The 1,052-nt window shown below is 66.5% G+C and carries 1 protein-coding gene and 1 pseudogene; both read right to left on the bottom strand.

Features of this window, described 5'->3' with window-relative positions; all coding sequences use genetic code 11:
• Positions 1-204, bottom strand: a pseudogene (istB, locus tag IE182_RS31515) (IS21-like element ISBlo2 family helper ATPase IstB); the annotation flags it as partial.
• Positions 201-1,052: Mu transposase domain-containing protein (locus IE182_RS31510; RefSeq protein WP_444544993.1), on the bottom strand; the 852-nt coding region annotated here is incomplete at its 5' end. The pseudogene istB and the gene IE182_RS31510, both read right to left, overlap by 4 nt.

The raw sequence follows: 1,052 nt of genomic DNA, 5'->3' as shown, positions 1-1,052 counted from the left end.
ACCCTTGACGACGGGGAACCGGGCGCGGCGCAGGAGCCTGTCGTGCTTCGCGCGTTCCCTGTTCGCCAGTTCCGTGTCGAGCAGGCGGTGGACGGCGTCGACCTGGCGGGGCGTGGCCCAGCCGGCGAATTCGTCGATGCTCGCCTTGGAGATGAACAGCTTGCGGGCCTTCTCGTAGAGCCCTTCGTCCGTCTTCGTGTTCATCGCCCGCCTTCCTGCACGCCGACGTCCGCGGTGAACGCGATGTCGTATTCACTCAGATCCGGCCTGTCATCGTCGTATTCGATACCCGCCACGCCCTCGGCGAGCCTGGCCGCGAGCAGTGTGACACCGGCGCGGTCCGCCCCGCCGGTCGATTCGAGGATGGAAAGCATCGCCTCGACCGCGTTCGCCCACCCGGATTCCCTGTCAACGCGTTTGAGGGTCTGCAGCGCCTCGTTGCGTGTCTGTCTGTCCTGCCGATCCAGCCATTCCCGCAACGGGTCCGGCAACGCGTCACGTACCCGGCTGTTGGGCCAGGACGCGGGCTTGTTGCACAGCAGCGCCAACTGCATGGACGGGTCCTCGCTGTTCGTGCTGGCCTGGCCGTACGCCCGAGGATGGGTCGCCAGATGCTTGCCCGACGAGTCGAGGACCTCGACCTCGAGCGCGCGGAGGCCCACGATCACCCCTCTGCCCGCGTTCGCCCGGTCCGCGGAATAACGATGCCGTCCCTCGAGCGTGACCACGCCGTACCGGTCGGCCTTCATATGCCGCCACGTGACCACGTCGAAACGCTTCCCGGGCAACGGCAGCAGCGCCGCACGGTCCTCGGAGAACAGGCCACGTTCCTCCGTGTCCTTGCGGTAATGCGGTTTCGTGGCCAGCTCCAGGCACCGGTCCGGCAGCCCGGCGTTAAAGTTCTCCAGGCTCCATACGCTCGGCCGGGGCACGAACAGCTTGCGCCGCACCATGCCGACCTTGGACTCCACCGCGCCCTTCTCATGACCGGAATACGGGTTGCAGAACGAACAATCGAACCCGTAATGCGCCTGGAAGGCCTGGAACAGGTG

This window comes from Streptomyces cinnamoneus, assembly GCF_014650495.1.
GTDB lineage: Bacteria > Actinomycetota > Actinomycetes > Streptomycetales > Streptomycetaceae > Streptomyces > Streptomyces cinnamoneus.
The sequence above is the reverse complement of the archived record's forward strand: the minus strand, read 5'-3'. Positions and strand labels throughout refer to the sequence as shown.